Below are 16,512 nucleotides of genomic sequence, written 5' to 3'. Positions count from 1 at the left end.
TTCTCCAGATATTCTTAGCTGAGTAGCGTGCAGAGATGTTTAGCCGTCCAGATGTTTACACCGCCATAATCTGCGGGTACTGTATGTTCCTCAAGCGCAATTTGTTCAATCTCGATGTGAAGGATTCTCATGATCGAACTCAAACACCTGCGGACGCTGCAGGCGTTACGGAATACCGGCTCGTTAGCCGCCGCCGCCTCCCAGCTTCATCAGACGCAATCGGCGTTGTCTCACCAGTTCAGCGATCTGGAGCAGCGGCTGGGCTTTCGTCTGTTTGTGCGCAAAAGCCAGCCGCTGCGTTTTACGCCGCAGGGAGAGATTTTGCTGCAGTTGGCTGAGCAGGTTTTGCCGCAGATTCAGCAGGCTTTGCAGGCGTGTCATGAGCCACATCAGGCCACGTTGCGTATCGCCATCGAGTGTCACAGCTGTATTCAATGGCTAACGCCCGCGCTGAATAATTTCCGCCAGAGCTGGCCGCAGGTGGTGATGGATTTCAAATCCGGCGTGACCTTTGATCCGCAACCCGCGCTGCAGCAGGGCGAGCTGGATGTGGTGTTGACCTCCGATATTTTGCCGCGCAGCGGGTTGTTCTATTCACCGATGTTCGATTTTGAAGTGCGTTTGGTGATGGCGCCGGATCATCCTTTGGCGCAGCTTGAGCATATTGCCCCGGAAGATATGGCCGATGAGGTGCTGATGATCTATCCGGTGCAGCGTCAGCGTTTGGATGTGTGGCGCCATTTCCTGCAGCCTGCGGGCGTCAGTCCGGCCTTGAAGAGCGTGGACAATACGCTGTTGCTGATTCAAATGGTGTCGGCGCGCATGGGCATCGCCGCGCTGCCGCATTGGGTGGTAGAGAATTTTGAGCAGCAGGGTTTAGTGGTGACGAAGACCTTGGGCGATGGCTTGTGGAGCCGCTTGTATGCCGCCGTTCGCGAAGGCGAGCAGCGTCAGCCGGTGATGGAAGCCTTTGTGCGGTTTGCCCGTCAGCATGCCTGTGAACATCTGCCCTTCGTGCGCGATGCTGCGCGTCCCGGCTCACTGCAAACTACCTCATCCTGATGTTGTTGGGCGGCGAAGGTCGCCCGCGCTGTTATCCCTGCCCCGCCTGCTCTATAATGCGCCGCCTCAACCCGCGACCAAGAGAGTTTCACCATGATGAGTAACGATGTTCTGCGCAGCGTGCGCTATATGCTTGATTTGAGCGATAGCAAAGTGGTGGAGATTTTTGCCCTGGCGGGAAGTGAAGTACCGCTGGAAGACGTGCAGGCGTGGATGAAGAAAGATGACGATGCCGCGTTTCGCAAGCTGCCGGATGTATTGATGGGCTACTTCCTTAACGGTCTGATTTTTTACCGTCGCGGTAAGAGTGAAGATGCGCCCGCGCCTTCGATTGAGCGTCGCATGAATAACAACATTTTTATGAAGAAATTGCGTATCGCGTTTGAGCTGAAGACCACCGATATTCCGGATGTGCTGCTGAAAGCGAACTTTAAGATTTCACAGGCTGAGGTTGGCGCGATCTTCCGCAACCCAGACCATAAGAATTTCCGCGAATGCGGTGACCAGATTCTGCGTAATTTCCTGAAAGGTTTGACGATGATTCATCGTCCGGCGCCGGTTAAGAAGGGTTAATCGCTTCTTTGTTCGAGCCGGGTCAGGGATAGCGCGGCAGATCGCAAAGGGAAACCACTTCCCTGTGGATCAGCCTCGCCATCCATGGCTCGGATGCTTTGCTCCTCTGCCGCGCTATCCCTTCCCTCTTTGCCTATGCGTTGCTTTGGGCCGTCTTGCCTAGCACCCAGCGTTTATGCACATACAGGGATGCGAAAATCACGGCAGCGCCAGCGATAAAACTCGGCCAATGCGGTTTTTCCTGCCAGATCGCCAGATTCACCAGCAAGCCCGCTGGCACATGCATGTTGTTCATAATGCCCAGCGTGCCGGCATCCACCTGCGTAGCGCCGTAGTTCCACATGAAGTAGCCCAAACCTGAAGCCGCTACGCCCAGCCACACCAGAATGCCCCACTGCAGCGACGTGGTCGGCAGTTTGTTCGGATTGCCCCACAAGCTCCAGGCGATCACCGCGATAATCACCGCGCCCAGATAGAACCACGAAAACGCGGTGTGCTGCGGCATAGGGCGAGTTTCCTGCAGGCGTTTGTAGCCCACCATGCCGATGGCGAAGCAGATGTTTGCCGCCTGCACCAGCAGCAAGCCGAACCAGAAATGGTCACTGACTTTGTCGTAACGAATAATCGCCGCACCGATTACTGCCAGCAGCGCGCTGAAGGCATAGCCGATACGCAGCGGGCGTCGGCTGAGCAAATCGTAGATCAGCGTGACATACAGCGGCGTCATCACGGTGAACAGCAGGAACTCGGTCACGCTGAGATATAGATAAGCTTCAAAACTCAGCAAATACATGATGCCGAGCTGCAACATGCCTACCAGCATATACAGCAGGATGGTGGAAGCACGATAACCGCGCCAGCGCAGAAACGGCAGGAAGACGATGGCGGCGAGCGCCAGACGCATTAACACAGAGAACCAGGAATCCACCTGACCTGCGAGGTATTCCCCGATTAAACTGAAGGAAAAAGACCACAGAATGGTGGTAACGATCAGTAACGGCACGGTAACGATCCCAAAATGAACAGTGCCGCTAGTGTAAACAAACTGTCGAAATCGGGGTGAACTATCTGGTTTACAAGTGAACGAAATAGCGTCACACAACATTCACTTCCCGACTTTTCTTCTGGATAAAAATGCTCGAAATACAACATTTGCTGGTTTTTATCGCTCTTCATTGTCATAAAACTGTAACATATGTGTCACATGTCACAGTAACCGCGCGTGACCATCACTATCCTTTGCGCGAAATGGAAACTTCGCTTTGCCATTTTTACTGCCTGTTTTTGCCCCAACCTGCTGGGAACTCATAACTATATCGCGCCCTGGAGGGCCACACTCATGTTGAGTATCTTCAAACCTGCACCGCATCGCTCGCAAGTGGCCGATGATCGGGTCGATCCGCTTTATCGTCGCCTGCGCTGGCAAATCTTCCTGGGCATATTTTTTGGCTATGCCGCCTACTATTTGGTGCGTAAGAACTTTGCGCTGGCGATGCCTTATCTGGTGGAACAAGGTTTCTCGCGCGGCGATCTCGGCTTTGCGCTATCGGGAATTTCCATCGCTTACGGCTTCTCGAAATTCATCATGGGTTCGGTATCGGACCGCTCAAATCCGCGCGTGTTTTTGCCCGCCGGATTGATCCTCGCCGCAGCCGTGATGCTGGTGATGGGCTTCGTGCCGTGGGCCACCTCCAGCATTATGGTGATGTTTGTACTGCTGTTCCTGTGCGGCTGGTTCCAGGGCATGGGTTGGCCACCGTGTGGGCGCACCATGGTGCATTGGTGGTCGCAGAAAGAGCGCGGCGGCATTGTGTCGGTGTGGAACTGTGCGCATAACGTCGGTGGCGGTATTCCACCGCTGCTGTTCCTGCTCGGTATGGCGTGGTTTAACGACTGGAAAGCCGCACTGTATATGCCAGCCTTTGGCGCCATCTTCATCGCGATTATCGCTTTCGCCCTTATGCGCGATACACCGCAATCCTGCGGTTTGCCACCGATTGAAGCCTGGAAGAATGATTATCCGCCGGACTACAGCGAGAACCACGAGCAGGAGCTGACGGCGAAGCAGATTTTCATGCAGTACATTCTGCCCAATAAGCTGTTGTGGTACATCGCGCTGGCAAACGTGTTTGTTTACCTGCTGCGCTACGGCATTCTCGATTGGTCGCCCACCTATTTGAAAGAAGTGAAGCACTTTACGCTGGATAAATCCTCGTGGGCCTACTTCTTCTATGAATATGCCGGCATTCCCGGCACGCTGCTGTGCGGCTGGATGTCGGACAAAGTGTTCCGCGGCAACCGTGGCGCAACCGGCGTGTTCTTTATGACGCTGGTGACCATCGCCACCGTGGTGTACTGGCTGAATCCTCCGGGCAATCCAGGCATCGACATGCTGTGCATGATTGTGATCGGCTTCCTGATTTACGGTCCGGTGATGTTGATTGGCTTGCACGCGCTGGAGCTGGCACCGAAAAAAGCGGCCGGAACGGCAGCGGGCTTTACCGGGCTGTTTGGCTATCTCGGCGGATCGGTAGCGGCCAGTGCCATTGTCGGTTACACCGTGGATTACTTCGGTTGGGACGGCGGATTCATTGTGATGATTGGCGGATCGGTGCTGGCGGTGATTCTGCTGCTGCTCACCATGGTCAGTGAACACAAGCACAAGAAACAGCTGGCATAATCAGAACGGGCCGGTGATAACCGGCCCGTATATTTAGGCGAGAAACAGTTTACGCAGCGTGTGCGGCACCGCATCATCAGCGTTACTGCCAATCACTTCCAGCGTCGGCAAGGTGTCTTTAAGACGCTGCTGGCCATTACGCATAATGCAGCCTTTGCCTGACATGCTGAGCATTTCAACGTCATTCATGCCGTCGCCGAAGGCGATGCACGCTTTCAGCGAGTGGCCGAGCTGTTTCGCTACCGCTTCCAGCGCGTGGCCTTTAGAAACGCCACCCGCCATCACTTCCAGGCACGTCGGCAGCGAGAAGCTGACATTCACGCGATCGCCCCAGCGCGCTTCAATCGCCTGCTCCATGGGAACCAAACGCTCCGGATCTTCGCAGGTGAAGAACACTTTGCTGATGCCGTCGGTCGGCAGCATGCCCGGCTGGTAAACCTGATAGTTAAACACCGATTCGCGGAAATAGTCCTGCTCATCCGGGCGATGACGGCTCATGAACCACTCATCGTCGCGGTAGACGTGCGTCAGGATGTGCTCGTCATGATATTGCAAGCCGTACAGATCGCTGGCGATGTCGGCGTCGAGGTTGTGGCTGAACACCAGTTCACCCTCGGCATTGTGCACGCGCGCGCCATTGGACGTGATCATGTAAGCCGGAATGCCGAGCTTATCGCGCATCTGTCCGACGTCGATGTAGTGACGGCCGGTGGCAAAAACAAAGTGGATGTCACGCGCCACCAGTTCCTGCAGCGTGGTGCGAGCGAACGGCGTCAGACGGTGGTCCGGAGAGAGCAGCGTGCCATCCAGGTCGGATGCGACGATGTGATACATGTAAACCTCGGGTGTTGATATCGGAAAGTAAAATTGATTAAGCGTGGCGTTCAAAGAAATCGACCACCACGTTTAGCGCTTCGGCACGCATCGCGTCTGTTTCGAACAAGATCTCATGACGCGCTCCTTTTATCACATACGGTGCGTTGCCCGCGCAGGGATGTCCTGCTTCGGCCATCGCCGTACAAAATAGATTTTGTGAGCGGTTATCCACCACATCATCTTCACTGGCCTGCAGCAGCAAGGTCGGCGTGGTGATTTTCGCCACCTGATTGAAGATATCCCGCCCGGCCTGCACGCCTTCGCGCACCCAGTGATAAGTGGGGCCACCGACGCGAATCGCCGGATCGTCGGCGTAAAAACGCAGGTTGCGGCGATACCGTTCGCGGCTGTGCGTCAGGCGGTTGATGCCAAACGGATTGGCGCGCCAGCGCCCGGTGCCCAGCGCGTAGCCTTCACGCAGCGCCGGCAGTTTTTCTGTCCAGTCGAGAATGCGGTGCGCCATCCAGTCGGGCAGCGGGAGCACAATGCCAAACATTGGCGCGGAGAACACCGCAGCATGAAACGCCTGCGGCTGACGCGCCAGAAACAGCGCTAAAATCGCGCCGCCCATCGAGTGGGCCAGAACGTAGCGCTGCTGATAATGGTTGCTTACGATCTCTTTCAGATACAGCGTTTCCAGATCGTCAACGTAGTCGCCAAATTCCACCACATGGCCGCGATGCGAATCTTCCAGCAGACGTTCGGAGCGTCCCTGACCGCGATGGTCGAGAATCACCACATCGTAGCCGCACATGAACAGGTCGTAAGCCAGTTCGGGATACTTGATATAGCTTTCAATGCGGCCAGGCACGACCAGAATGACACGACGATGTTGCGGTGAGGTGAAACGGACGTAGCGAATCTTCAGGTTGCCGACGCCAGTGAATTCACACTCTTCACGGCGACGCCAGAAGTCGAGCAGCGGACCGGTGGCAAAGGCCGAAAAGCCTCGCTCACGTCCGAGCCAACTCTGTTTATGATGCTGCATCCGTCCCCCTGAAAAAAACGTGATTCGCGCGCCTGTGCTGCGTAGCGTGCGGCGATTTTCTGTCGTATTGTGTCACACTTCGCTAACTTCAGGGAATGTCACACATGACCATTGAATGGTGGTTAACCTATCTGCTGACCACAACCATCCTCAGCCTTTCACCCGGGTCCGGCGCGATTAACACCATGAGCACCGGCATCAGTCACGGCTATCGCGGCGCAGCGGCATCGATTACCGGCTTGCAGCTGGGTCTGGCAATTCATATTGTGCTGGTCGGCGCCGGTTTAGGTGCGCTGTTTTCCCAATCGATTCTGGCGTTTGAAGTCCTGAAGTGGGCCGGCGCAGCCTATCTGGTGTGGCTGGGCATTCAGCAGTGGCGCTCCGCGGGTGGCATCGATCTCGACGCCGTTGCCAAAGCGATGCCGCGTCGCCGCCTGTTTAAGCGTGCCGTATTGGTGAACCTCACCAACCCGAAAAGCATCGTGTTTCTCGCCGCGCTGTTCCCGCAGTTTATTCAGCCGCACCAGCCGCAGCTCATGCAATATCTGGTGCTGGGCGTGACCACCATTGTGGTCGATATCATCGTGATGATTGGTTACGCCACGCTGGCAACGCGTATCGCCGGCTGGATTAAAGGACCGAAGCAGATGAAACTGCTGAACCGCACCTTTGGTGGATTGTTTATGGCGGTTGGTGCGCTGTTAGCCAGCGCACGCAGAATGGCGTAAATATCTGCACTGACTCGTAGCGGCGCGATTTATCGCGCGCAGTTTCCGATGCGCAATAAATTGCGCCGCTACGGATCGAGATCTTATCGAGAGATAATGAGATGAATGCCAAAACCGGCGAACAACACGCCCGCCATACCATCCACCCACTTCGCCATACGCTGATACTTATCACGCATCCACGGCATAGCGAAAATCGCCGCCACCAGCGTAAACCATGCAAACGTCTCACCGATAATCAGCAGGAACAATCCCCAGCGCTCCATCGCGCCGACATCGTTACCCACAAACAGTGAGAACACGCTACCGAAGTAAATGATCGCTTTCGGATTAGACAGGTTAGTCAGGAAACCTTTCAGGAAGCTCATGCCTCTTTTCGGCAGCTCCACCACAGGCGCTTCCGATTGCGGCTGCTTATGACGTTGACGCGCTGAGCGCATCAGCTGCCAGCCCATCCACAGCAGATACAATCCGCCGCCGACCATAATGATTTCATGCAGCCAGGCCATTTTTTCCAGGATCAGATGCAGGCCCATCAGCGCCACACCGGCCCAGATCACAATGCCCAACGTAATGCCCAGAACGCCCATCATCGCCTCTTTGCGCGAGCGGCTTGCCGCCGTTTGCGACACAAAGAAGAAGTCCGGGCCGGGACTCATCAGCGCAACCAGATGCACCAGCGCGACGGTGGCGAATAACATCAGCATGAATTTTTTCCTTTAACCTTCATCAACATGTTCTTTGATCATCACCAGGAACGGCTTACCAAAACGCTCCAGTTTGCGATGACCGACGCCGTTCACGCTGAGCATTTCTGACGCGCTAATCGGCATTTGTTCTGCCATTTCAATCAGCGTGGCATCGTTAAACACCACGTACGGCGGAATATTCTCTTCATCGGCAATCGCTTTGCGCAGCTTACGCAGCTTGGCAAACAGCTGGCGATCGTAATTGCCGCTGTGTACTTTCGGCGAACTGCTGCCGCGCGTTTTCACCGTCACGATACGCGGCACCGCCAGCATCAGCGGCACTTCGGCACGTAACACCGGACGCGCCGCTTCGGTGAGTTGCAGCGCCGAATGCATGGCGATGTTTTGCGTCACCATCCCGAGGTGAATCAGCTGACGCAGCACGCTGATCCAGTGTTCGTGGCTGTGTTCGCGGCCTAAGCCGTACACCGGCAGTTTGTCGTGGCCGTTGTCGCGAATGCGCTGATTGCTGGCACCGCGCAAAACTTCAACAATATAGCCCATACCAAAGCGTTGGCCGGTACGATAGATGCTCGACAGCGCCTTTTGCGCTTCCAGCAAACCGTCGTAGCGACGCGGCGGATCGAGGCAGATATCGCAGTTATCACACTGCTGCTGGCGACCTTCGCCGAAATAGTTCAGCAATACCAGACGACGACAAGTTTGCGCTTCAGCAAACGCGCCCATCGCGTTGAGCTTGTGGCGTTCAATATCCTGCAACGGGCCGGGCACTTTCTCTTCCAGACATTTACGCAGCCACGCCATGTCGGCCGGATCATAAAGCATCATCGCTTCGGCAGGCAGGCCATCACGCCCGGCGCGGCCGGTTTCCTGATAATAGGATTCGATGTTGCGCGGAATATCGAAGTGCACCACAAAGCGCACGTTCGGTTTGTTGATGCCCATACCGAATGCGACGGTGGCGACCACAATTTGCAGATCGTCACGCTGGAAGGCTTCCTGCACGCTGGCACGCTGCGCGCTATCGATACCGGCGTGATAAGCGCCAACGCTCAAGCCACGGCTCTGCAGACGTGCGGCGGTGTCTTCCACTTTGGCGCGGCTGTTACAGTAAATGATGCCGCTTTTGCCGCGCTGATCCTGCACGTAACGCAGTAACTGCTCGGTGGGTTTGAATTTCTCCACCAGCGTGTAGCGAATATTGGGGCGGTCAAAGCTGCTGATTTGAATCAGCGGATCGTCCATCTGCAGCAGATGGGCGATATCGTTACGCGTGGTTTCATCGGCGGTGGCGGTCAACGCCATAACCGGCAGATCGGGGAAGTGCTGACGCAGCTGGCCGATCGAGCCATATTCCGGACGGAAATCGTGGCCCCACTGCGAAATACAGTGCGCTTCATCCACCGCCAGCATCACCGGATTCCACTGGTGCAGGCTGTCGAGGAAGTTGTCCATCATCAGACGTTCAGGCGCGATATACAGCAGCTTGAGCTTGCCGGTACGACAATCCGCAAACACCTGCTGCTGCTGCTCGCGCGTCTGCGTCGAGTTGAGGCACGCTGCAGCCACGCCGTTGGCCAGCAGCTGATCGACCTGATCTTTCATCAGTGAAATCAGCGGTGAAACCACCAGCGTCAGCCCTTCGCGCACCAGCGCCGGGATTTGATAGCACAGCGATTTGCCGCCGCCGGTCGGCATCACCACCAGACAATCGCGTCCTGACAGGGCGGTTTCGATGATGTTTTGCTGACCTGGGCGGAACTGCTGATAGCCGAAGGTATCTTGTAATACCTGCTGCGCCAGCATTTCCTGATTAAGCACTGCCGATGTTGCCACGGTAATCCTGTCTTTGTTGCGGGTTAGAACAGATCGTTGAGCGTCACGCCCACGCCGAAGCGCGTCTGGCGATGGTTATAGTCGATCAATGATTCACCATAACCGCTGAAGACCTGCGTGTAAAAGCGCACGTGTTCAGAGATTGGGTAGCTCCAGGCGAAGGTTGCGCCGCCAAAGCCGCTGTTCCAGTTGTAGTTACCTTCCACGCTGAAAATGTTCTCGCCCATCATGTAGCCGAGCTTGGCGCGGTAGTAACCCATGTATTTGGTGATGTCCGGGTTATCGTCATTGCTTTCACTTTCTGGCAGACGATACCAGGGTTTGATCTCCGCGAGCAGATTGCCGTTCTGCGCCATGAAGCGCGCGTAAACGCGGTTCCAGCTGCGTGAAGTCGGCTCGCTGCGGCCGTTCGACTGATGCACTAAGCCGGTTTCCACATCGCGTAAGGTCCAGCCGGCGAAGGTGTAATCGGTGGCCCAGCCAAGGAAAATCTGTGGCTCATAATCGGTTTCACGGAACGGTGATGACGCACCACGGTTCGAGAGCTGCCACCACGAGCGCTGAGTATAGGACGCCGCCAGCACCGAGTTATCGCCTAAAATGCCGCGCCACAGCGGAAACGCCAGGCTGAGCTGGAATTTTACTTCATCATTTTTGGCTTTGTCTGCCCAGTTGTACGAAGAGATCGCCTCTTTGTTCATGTCTGTGGTGTAGGTGTAGAGCAGATAGTTGTTTTCGTAAGGATAAAGCACGAACGGGTTATCGTGTTTCTCCAGCAGGTTAGCGATAATGCTGCCCTTCACTGCCGGTGCATCATGAACCTCTTTTATCGTGGCTTCTTCAGCCTGCGCCAGGCCAGGAAGGATCAGCGCCGCGGCCAGCAAGGCGTAATGCTTACGCATAGAATTCTCCAGAGAACTGCGTGTCGTAATCGTCAAGTGACGGTTCAAAAAGCAGGCCATTCTACACGCAAAACCTGCGGTTGATCAGCGCCGATTTCCGAAACTGGAAAGCGGCTCGAACGCGGCATAATATACACAACTCGTTAACATTTTAAGGCAGGAACTATGTCATCCCCGTTGCTGACACAGCAGGAAGCGCGCCGTCTGATTGGCGAAATCTTTGTTTATCACATGCCCTTCAATCAGGCGCTCGGATTAGAGCTGGATCGACTGGAAGCGGATTACGCCGAACTCGGCTTCGCCAATAAAACCATGCTGGTCGGCAACGCGGCGCAGCAGATTCTGCACGGCGGCGTGATCGCCTCGGTGCTGGATGTCGCCGCCGGGCTGGTGTGTGTCAGCTATGCGCTGACGCGTCAGGAGAGCATTACCGAGGAAGAGCTGCGTCAGCGCCTTTCCCGCATGGGCACCATCGATATGCGCGTGGATTATCTGCGCCCTGGCCGCGGCGAGCGCTTTGTCGCCACCAGCAGCCTGCTCCGCGGCGGCAACAAAGTCGCCGTGGCGCGCGTGGAGTTACATAACCAGCAAGGCGATTACATCGCTACCGCTACCGCGACTTACATGATTGGCTAATCGCCAGCTCTGGATGTGATGATGGATACGCAACAAACTCGCCAGGGTATTGGCTACGCGCTCGGCGCTTACTTCATTTGGGGCATCGCGCCCGCCTACTTCAAGCTGGTCAAAGAGGTGCCTGCCACCGAGATCATGACGCATCGCGTGATTTGGTCCGCGCTGTTTATGCTGCTGCTGATCACCTTGACGCGTAACTGGACGCAGGTGCGCAGCGTGCTGGCTCAGCCGAAAAAAGTGCTGCTGCTGGCGCTGACCGCCGTCACCATTGGCGGCAACTGGCTGCTGTTTATCTGGGCAGTGAACAATCAGCACATGCTGGAAGCCAGCCTCGGCTACTTTATCAATCCGCTGATTAATGTGGTGTTTGGCATGCTGTTTCTGCGCGAGCGCTTCCGCCGCTTGCAGTGGCTGGCGGTGCTGCTGGCGACCACCGGCGTGCTGGTGCAGCTGTGGCAGTTTGGATCGCTGCCGATTATCGGCCTTGGCCTGGCGTTGAGTTTTGCTTTGTACGGTTTGGTGCGCAAAAAGATTCAGGTCGATGCGCAGAGCGGCATGCTGATCGAGACGCTGTGGCTGTTTCCGCTGGCGGCAATTTACCTGTTTGGCTTTGCCGATAGCGCCACCAGCCATCTTAGCGCCAACGCCATGAGCCTTAATCTCAAGCTGGTCGCGGCGGGCATTATTACCACCATTCCGTTGATGCTGTTTGCGGCCGCCTGCGCGCGTCTGCGCTTATCGACCGTCGGCTTCTTCCAGTATCTGGGCCCAACGCTGATGTTCCTGCTGGCGGTGCTGTTCTACGGCGAGCGCCTGACGCCGGATAAAATGGTGACCTTCGGCTTTATCTGGCTGGCGCTCGCCGTGTTCATTATTGATGCGGTTGCGTTCTCAGCTCGGGCGCGCATGCGCGTAGCGTGAAATAAAACGCGCCAGCGCCGGGCCGGTAAGCAGAATGGTGAACAGACGCAGCGTCTGCAGCGCCATGACAAAGGCCATATCGACCCGCGTGCCGGCCGCAATTATCGCCACGGTATCCAGCCCGCCCGGGCTGGTTGCCAGATAGGCGGTCATTAGATCGACGTGCAGCACGCGCGTCAGCATCCAGGCTAATCCGCCGCATAACAGCATCAAACCAAAAATCGACAGCAACATTTGCGGCAACGTTCGCAGCGCAAGCTTGAAAATCGGCCGGGTGAAACGCAATCCCACGCTCCAGCCAATCAGCGCATAGGCCAGCGCCAGCAGCCATTCCGGTACCTGCAAAGTCGCCACATCGGTGCCGTGCAGCACCGCACCGATCAGCGCGGGCAGCAGCAAGGCACCAGAAGGAATTCGCAGCTTCTGGCCGAGCCACGCGCCGGCGACCATCACCAGCAGCGTCAGCAGAAAGCTGCTGTGCAGCGCGGGAAACCACACCAGTTCAGCCGCACCGCCGTGGGTGCCGAGGCCAATGCGTGCCACCACGGCCGCAGCGGTGGCAACAAACAGCACACGCAGATATTGCATAAACGCCACCAGCCGCACATCCGCCCCAAAATCACCGGCCATCGCCACCATCGCCGAAGCGCCGCCGGGCGACGATCCCCACGCGCCGGTTGGGCCGGGCAAGTTACTGAAGCGTACCAGAAGAAAACCGGACAGGCCGCTGGCGGCTAACGTCAGCACCAATACTGCCAGCACCACCGGCCAATCCTGGATCAGCGGCGTGAGAATGCCCGGCGATAAGCTCTGGCCAATCATGCAACCGAGCACCGCTTGAGCCAGTACGAAGAAACGTTTGTCGATGCGAACAGTTGCGCCGGACAAGCCCATAACGGTGCCGACAATCATCGGGCCAAGCAGCAGCGCCGCAGGAAGGTGGAACAGCTGGAGGATAATCCCCAGCATTAACGAAGCAATCAGCAGCAGTGTCCACTGAAGTCGCAATGAGAAGCGCGCCATAGGAGAGAATCAGATAGTGAGCAGAGCCAACAGGTTACGCAGAAAAGTGAAGTTAATCTACCAGGTCGCCATAAATGGCGACCCTACGTTTGCAGCAGCGATTCTGTAGGGTCGTCATTTATGACGACCTGGACTTGAGGCAGGTTACAGCCAGTTCTTGCGTTTGAAATAGAGGTACGGCGCCAACCCGGCTAGGATCATCAGGCTAATCGCGCCCGGATAACCAAAGCTCCATTTCAGCTCCGGCATAAACTCGAAGTTCATGCCGTAGCTGGATGCCACCAGCGTTGGCGGCAGGAATACCACCGAAACCACCGAGAAGATCTTGATGATGCGGTTCTGCTCGATATTGATGAAGCCCATCGCCGCCTGCATCAGGAAGTTAACCTTCTGGAACAGCGATTCGTTGTGCGGCAGCAGCGATTCGATATCGCGCAGGATTTCACGCGCCTGCTCCAACTGGTTGCCCGGCAGACGCGCTTTGCGCACCAGGAAGTTGAGGGCGCGCTGGGTATCCATCAGACACAAACGTACTTTCCAGCCGATATCTTCTAGCTCCGCCAGACGTGACAGCGCCTGATCGTACTCTTCGCCCTGCTGGCCTTCCATGATCACGCGGCTGAGTTTCTCCAGCGCGCTATAGATGTTCTCAATCTCATCCGCCAGCTGTTCGATTTTGGTTTCAAACAGATCCAGCAGCAGCTCATAGGCGTTGCCATCGGTCAGCATTTGGTTGCGCGCACGCATGCGATAGAGACGGAAAGCCGGCAGTTCGCGTTCGCGCAGCGTATACAGGCGATCTTCGCGGATGGTGAATGCCACCGTGGAGTTGCCAGCGTGGTCTTCGGCATCTTCAAAGAAGAAGAAGGAGTGAATGTGCAGGCCGTCTTCGTCTTCGAAGAAACGCGCCGAGGCTTCGATGTCTTCCAGCTCCGGACGCGTTGCCAGGCTCTGGCCGAGCTCACACTGTACGCGATCGCGTTCGCTGTCGTCAGGTTCGATCAGATCGACCCAAACAGACGTGTTGAGTTTGTCGTTATCTTCTTCCAGCTCGATGCGCGTCAGGCGATTACGATCGAGTTTAAATGCGCTCAGCATAGCAATAACTCCCCATTTTTTCGGAATGGGACAAGGCGGTGACCACTGTAGATTACGGGCACGGCGAAGCCTGAACACGGAAACTTTCGCTTCAAGGGTAAATCAGTGCTAACTCACGCGACGAGAGTAAAAAGGGAGGTCGCTGATAACCGCTAAGGCTACCAGCTTAAAGAGGTAACCTTAGGAGTTCCTGTTAAACAGGTGTTTGAGCCAGCATCGACTGGGCGCGTCCAAGGCATTGTCCTCTCATGATAATAGTGCGCGCATGTTACGCTGAGACGAAAAAGTCGTCAAGGTAACGCAACCGCGCTACACCGTTTCCAGACGGGCGTAAGCCGCCACTAGCCACTTGATGCCCTGGCCCTGAAACGCCACCTGCAAACGGCTGTGTTCGCCGCTGCCTTCGAGGTTGATGATGGTGCCTTCACCGAACTTGGCATGTCGCACGCGCTGGCCGAGCGTGAAGCCGCTGTCGTTGTGCGCGATTGGCGTACCCATGCGCTGATGGCTCACCGGCCGGCTGACGCTGGCGCGCAAACGCACCTCTTCCACGCACTCTTCCGGCAGCTCGCCGATGAAGCGTGATGGACGGTGATACACTTCCTTACCATAAAGACGACGGCTTTCGGCATAGGTGAGCGTCAGCTTGACCATTGCACGCGTCACGCCAACGTAAGCCAGACGGCGCTCCTCTTCCAGACGACCGCCTTCATCCAGCGACATCTGGCTCGGGAACATGCCCTCTTCCATGCCGACGATAAATACCTGGCTGAACTCCAGCCCTTTCGCCGAGTGCATGGTCATCAGCTGCACCGCATCCTGCCATTTGTCGGCCTGACCTTCACCCGCTTCCAGCGCCGCATGTGACAAGAACGCCTGCAGCGGCATCAGATCTTCGTCTTCGTCCTGATAGCTGAACTGGCGCGTTGCCGTGACCAGTTCCTCAAGGTTTTCAATACGCGCCTGGCCTTTCTCACCCTTCTCCTGCTCGTACATCACCCACAAACCGGAGTCTTTAATCACGCGATCGGTTTGCACATGCAGCGGCATCTCGGCGGTTTCGCTGGCCAGTGAATCGACCAGCTCGCAGAAGCGTTGCAGCGCCGACGCGGCGCGTCCGGCTAACGCTTTGTTCTGCAGCAGCTCGCGCGTGGCCTGCCACAAAGTCAGTTGCTGATCGCGCGCGGTCTGGCGCACCACGTCGAGAGTGCGATCGCCGACACCGCGCACCGGCGTGTTCACCACACGCTCAAAGGCTGCATCGTCGTTGCGATTGGCCATCAAACGCAGATAGGCCAGCGCATCTTTAATCTCCTGACGCTCGAAGAAGCGCATGCCGCCATAAATGCGATACGGCATGCTGCCTTGCAGCAGCGCCTCTTCCAGCACACGCGATTGGGCGTTGCTGCGGTAGAGAATGGCGCAATCCTGCAGCGCATTGCCGTTTTCATGCCAGCTTTTGATGCGATTGACCACAAAGCGCGCTTCATCCAGCTCGTTGAACGCGCAGTAGAGCGAGATCTTTTCGCCATCGCTGCCGTCGGTCCACAGCTCTTTACCGAGGCGGCCATTGTTGTTGGCGATCAGCGTGTTAGCGGCTTTCAGAATGTTGTTGGTCGAGCGATAGTTCTGCTCCAGACGAATGGTTTCCGCGCCGGGGAAATCCTGCAGGAAGCGCTGGATGTTTTCTACCTGCGCACCGCGCCAGCCGTAAATCGACTGATCGTCATCGCCGACAATAATCACGCGGCCGGTATCACCCGCCAGCATGCGAATCCACGCGTATTGAATGTTGTTGGTATCCTGGAACTCATCCACCAGCACGTTGCTGAAACGCTCGCGATAATGGTTGAGGATATGCGGCTTGTTCAGCCAGAGTTCGTGGGCGCGCAGCAGCAGCTCGGCGAAATCCACTAATCCCGCGCGATCGCAGGCTTCCTGATACGCCTGATAGATGCGCAGCCAGGTTTGCTCAACCGGATTGCCGTAGCTTTCGATGTGTTTTGGCCGCAGGCCTTCATCTTTTTTGCCGTTGATGTACCACATGCCCTGACGCGCAGGCCACTGTTTCTCATCAAGGTTCATCGCTTTGATCAGGCGCTTTAGCAGACGCAGCTGATCGTCGCTGTCGAGGATTTGGAAATCCTGCGGCAAGCCGGCATCAAGGTGATGCGCGCGCAGTAAACGGTGCGCCAGGCCGTGGAAAGTACCAATCCACATGCCGCCCTGGCTGGTGCCGATCAGCTGATCGATACGATGGCGCATTTCCGCCGCCGCTTTGTTGGTAAAGGTCACCGCCATAATCGAATACGGCGAGCAGTTCTCTACCGACAGCAGCCAGGCGATGCGATGCACCAGCACACGGGTTTTGCCACTGCCTGCTCCGGCCAGCACCAGCAGGTTGCTGCGCGGTGCGGCGACCGCCTCGCGCTGTTTGTCATTCAAGCCGTCAAGCAGATCAGAAACGTCCATAAGCACC

15 protein-coding genes are annotated in these 16,512 nt (G+C 56.5%); 6 read left to right on the top strand and 9 right to left on the bottom strand.

Translation table 11 applies throughout. The features are described from left to right. Positions 1-129: 129 nt before the first annotated feature. Both metR and HX773_RS22535 read left to right on the top strand, forming a co-directional pair. A complete protein-coding gene (gene metR / locus HX773_RS22540) occupies positions 130-1,062 on the top strand; it encodes an HTH-type transcriptional regulator MetR (RefSeq protein WP_176973392.1) in 933 nt (310 codons plus the stop codon). Positions 1,063-1,155: 93 nt separating this feature from the next. Beyond that, a complete protein-coding gene (locus tag HX773_RS22535; protein ID WP_176973391.1) occupies positions 1,156-1,635 on the top strand; it encodes a DUF1456 family protein in 480 nt (159 codons plus the stop codon). A gap of 133 nt (positions 1,636-1,768) precedes the next feature. Here HX773_RS22535 and HX773_RS22530 read toward each other — a convergent pair whose 3' ends face one another. Beyond that, positions 1,769-2,638 carry a carboxylate/amino acid/amine transporter gene (locus tag HX773_RS22530; protein WP_176973390.1) on the bottom strand — a complete coding sequence of 290 codons (870 nt, stop codon included), beginning with the start codon at positions 2,636-2,638 and terminating at the stop codon, positions 1,769-1,771. Positions 2,639-2,974: 336 nt separating this feature from the next. On the opposite strand from HX773_RS22530, the gene glpT reads away from it, so the two are divergent. Continuing rightward, positions 2,975-4,315, top strand: coding sequence for a glycerol-3-phosphate transporter (glpT, locus tag HX773_RS22525; protein ID WP_176973389.1), 1,341 nt, complete (start codon positions 2,975-2,977; stop codon positions 4,313-4,315). Between the two features lie 33 nt (positions 4,316-4,348). Here glpT and yigL read toward each other — a convergent pair whose 3' ends face one another. Further along, on the bottom strand, positions 4,349-5,149 hold the full coding sequence (gene yigL / locus HX773_RS22520) for a sugar/pyridoxal phosphate phosphatase YigL (protein ID WP_176973388.1): 801 nt from the start codon (positions 5,147-5,149) through the stop codon (positions 4,349-4,351). 37 nt (positions 5,150-5,186) lie between these two features. Further along, positions 5,187-6,179: a lysophospholipase L2 gene (gene pldB, locus HX773_RS22515; protein WP_176973387.1), complete on the bottom strand. Its 993-nt coding sequence runs from the start codon at positions 6,177-6,179 to the stop codon at positions 5,187-5,189. 104 nt (positions 6,180-6,283) lie between these two features. Here pldB and rhtB point away from each other — a divergent pair, with 104 nt between their 5' ends. Next, entirely contained in the window at positions 6,284-6,907 is a 624-nt protein-coding gene (rhtB, locus tag HX773_RS22510) for a homoserine/homoserine lactone efflux protein (protein ID WP_101763746.1), read from the top strand. An 83-nt stretch (positions 6,908-6,990) separates the two neighbouring features. Here rhtB and rhtC read toward each other — a convergent pair whose 3' ends face one another. The 3 genes from rhtC to pldA are packed head-to-tail and all read right to left on the bottom strand — an operon-like array spanning position 6,991 to position 10,355. Then, a complete protein-coding gene (gene rhtC, locus HX773_RS22505; protein WP_008105783.1) occupies positions 6,991-7,614 on the bottom strand; it encodes a threonine export protein RhtC in 624 nt (207 codons plus the stop codon). A gap of 12 nt (positions 7,615-7,626) precedes the next feature. Continuing rightward, on the bottom strand, positions 7,627-9,453 hold the full coding sequence (gene recQ, locus HX773_RS22500; RefSeq protein WP_061719374.1) for an ATP-dependent DNA helicase RecQ: 1,827 nt from the start codon (positions 9,451-9,453) through the stop codon (positions 7,627-7,629). Between the two features lie 23 nt (positions 9,454-9,476). Then, a complete protein-coding gene (gene pldA, locus HX773_RS22495) occupies positions 9,477-10,355 on the bottom strand; it encodes a phospholipase A (RefSeq protein WP_008105781.1) in 879 nt (292 codons plus the stop codon). A 165-nt stretch (positions 10,356-10,520) separates the two neighbouring features. Between pldA and HX773_RS22490 the strand changes: the two genes are divergently transcribed. Then, the gene (locus tag HX773_RS22490; RefSeq protein ID WP_101763750.1) at positions 10,521-10,991 is read left to right on the top strand and encodes a thioesterase family protein; all 471 of its coding nucleotides are present in this window, start codon (positions 10,521-10,523) and stop codon (positions 10,989-10,991) included. A 21-nt stretch (positions 10,992-11,012) separates the two neighbouring features. Then, a complete protein-coding gene (rarD, locus tag HX773_RS22485; RefSeq protein WP_176973386.1) occupies positions 11,013-11,912 on the top strand; it encodes an EamA family transporter RarD in 900 nt (299 codons plus the stop codon). Here rarD and HX773_RS22480 read toward each other — a convergent pair. The 3 genes from HX773_RS22480 to uvrD form a co-directional block, all read right to left on the bottom strand. Further along, positions 11,883-12,935 carry an AbrB family transcriptional regulator gene (locus tag HX773_RS22480; protein WP_176973385.1) on the bottom strand — a complete coding sequence of 351 codons (1,053 nt, stop codon included), beginning with the start codon at positions 12,933-12,935 and terminating at the stop codon, positions 11,883-11,885. The genes rarD and HX773_RS22480 overlap by 30 nt on opposite strands. Positions 12,936-13,079: 144 nt before the next feature. Continuing rightward, the gene (gene corA / locus HX773_RS22475) at positions 13,080-14,033 is read right to left on the bottom strand and encodes a magnesium/cobalt transporter CorA (protein ID WP_008105777.1); all 954 of its coding nucleotides are present in this window, start codon (positions 14,031-14,033) and stop codon (positions 13,080-13,082) included. A 309-nt stretch (positions 14,034-14,342) separates the two neighbouring features. After that, positions 14,343-16,505 carry a DNA helicase II gene (uvrD, locus tag HX773_RS22470; RefSeq protein WP_176973384.1) on the bottom strand — a complete coding sequence of 721 codons (2,163 nt, stop codon included), beginning with the start codon at positions 16,503-16,505 and terminating at the stop codon, positions 14,343-14,345. Positions 16,506-16,512 lie beyond the last annotated feature (7 nt).

It is taken from the genome of Pantoea sp. B9002, assembly GCF_013385945.1.
GTDB lineage: Bacteria > Pseudomonadota > Gammaproteobacteria > Enterobacterales > Enterobacteriaceae > Pantoea.
The sequence above is the reverse complement of the archived record's forward strand: the minus strand, read 5'-3'. Positions and strand labels throughout refer to the sequence as shown.